2 pseudogenes are annotated in these 2,007 nt (G+C 63.5%); both read left to right on the top strand.

Annotated elements, in window-relative coordinates:
- A pseudogene (locus tag DBR22_RS13785) lies at positions 1-208 on the top strand (aminoacyl-tRNA hydrolase); the annotation flags it as partial.
- A 117-nt stretch (positions 209-325) separates the two neighbouring features.
- Positions 326-2,007: pseudogene (locus tag DBR22_RS13780) on the top strand (helix-turn-helix transcriptional regulator); the annotation flags it as partial.

Raw genomic sequence — 2,007 nt, 5'->3', positions numbered from 1 at the left:
GGACTACCTGCGGGTGCGGGTGGGAGTGGGCCGTCCGCCGGGCAGGATGGAAACCGCAGATTACGTCCTCCGGGATTTCGGTACCGCGGAGCGCAAGGACCTTCCGTTCCTTCTCGATGAGGCCGCCGACGCCGTCGAGATGCTCGTCAAAGAGGGGCTCACCGCGGCCCAACAGAAGTTCCACCCTGCCAAGACCGACGTCCCGTAAAAAAAACTTAAAACTCCAAGTCCCTGTTTTCCTGTCTGTACCAAGGGGTAGTCTTCTTCCTAAGCGGGGGGCAAAGGGGCTTGTTCCCGCTATTAGTGGGATGTAGGGGATAAGTTCATGTCAATCGAGCCACTCAGCTGGGGACGTGGGTCATCGCTCAACGATGTTGGGCTCCGCACGGACACCACCGGCATATCTGAGCCACAGCGCTGGTCTGTGCCCGCACGCAGCGCAAACCTTGAAGCCGTCCGTGTTGCCCTGACCAGCGCAGACTCCCTTGGCGTGGTCATCACCGGCGGCCGCGGAGTAGGCAAGTCATCCCTGGCGCGGACAGCAGTGTCAGAACTCGGCCCGGATGTCTGGACTCTTCAACTGCGCAGCGGCTCCTCGTCTGCAAAGACCCCCTACGGTTGCCTGGCGTTCCTGCTCGCGCGCCTGCCCCAGGCCTACATGGGTTCGCCCACCGCTATTCTCCGGGGTATCACGTCGCTGATCAGGAGTGACGCCGCCGGTCGCCAGTGCGTGATCACCCTGGATACGTCCGGCAGTATCGATGACATGAGTGCCGGGGTCCTGCTTAACATTCTCCTGACCGGCACCGCACGGGTCGTCGCCGTCGCGCCGCAGATCAGCGATCTTCCGGCTGACTTCCACTGGCTCCTCACCGATCACCGCCTCACCGAGGTCAGGCTGGATAACCTCAACGAACTCCAGACCCGCCAGGTCCTGCTTTCCCTGCTGGGCCACCGGGTGTCCGCCTCGCTGGTCAGCACCTTCCACACCATGGTGGGCGGCAACCCGTTGTTGCTCAAGGCGCTCGTCACCGAGCAGCAGCACTCCGGGAACCTGGTCCTCTCCGACTCCGTCTGGACCTTGCGTGACAAAGTGGTGCTGGACGGAGCGGCCAGTCTTGACGACATCGTGCGGTCCCAGTGGACCCGGAAATCTCCGCAGGAACGCGAAGTCATCGAGATGCTCTCCTGCGCCCGGAGCGTGGAGCTGTCCCGGCTGACTGCGGTCTACGGGGCCGGCATTGTGGCTGACATGGAGGACTCCGGCATGCTGGAGATCGACGCGTCCGATTCCCGCTGGGTGACCCTGCGGGAAAAGTACCTTGGCGACGTCGTCCGTTCGTGGCTCAGCATCACCCGGCGCAGGGAGCTTCGAAGCCTGCTCCTCGACGGCAAAGACCCGGACCCCGCCACCATGACGGTGGAAGAGCTGATGGCTTTTTCGGCCTGGACCCAGGAATGCGAGGCGCAACTGAGCCCTGCCATGGCACTGGCAGCGGCTGAGGCCGCCGTTGAGCTCTTTGATCCGCATTTCGCCCTCAGGTATGCGGAGATCCTGAAGCGGAATGATCCCCAGTGGGTGCCCGGCCAACGGCAGAAGGCTGCCGCGTACCTGATGCTGGACCTCCCGGTCCAGGCCATGGCGGCGCTGGAAGACATCTCCCAGCCGCAGCTGGACAACCTTGACGTTGAGGAATTCGCCAGGGTCATCCAGGCCAAGTCCAAGGCAATGGTCTGGCTGCCGGAACATTCGGACCGGGTTCCGGCGCTGCTGCAGGCGGCAAGGAAACGGCTGGGAGTGGACCCGGGCATAGCCGCAGACTGGCCGGAGCCGTTGGCTGCCGCAGCCAACCGGATCAGCCTCAGCGAATTCGAGTACCGGGCCTTTATCGGCGACTACGCCGCTGCCATCCCGGCCCTGGAAGCGGCTGCGGACCCGGAACAGAACACCGATACCTGGTTCCGCATGAACTCTGCCATGATCCTCATGAGCGCGTTGTCCATGAC

It is taken from the genome of Arthrobacter sp. HMWF013, assembly GCF_003061105.1.
Classification (GTDB): Bacteria; Actinomycetota; Actinomycetes; order Actinomycetales; family Micrococcaceae; genus Arthrobacter.
The sequence above is the reverse complement of the archived record's forward strand: the minus strand, read 5'-3'. Positions and strand labels throughout refer to the sequence as shown.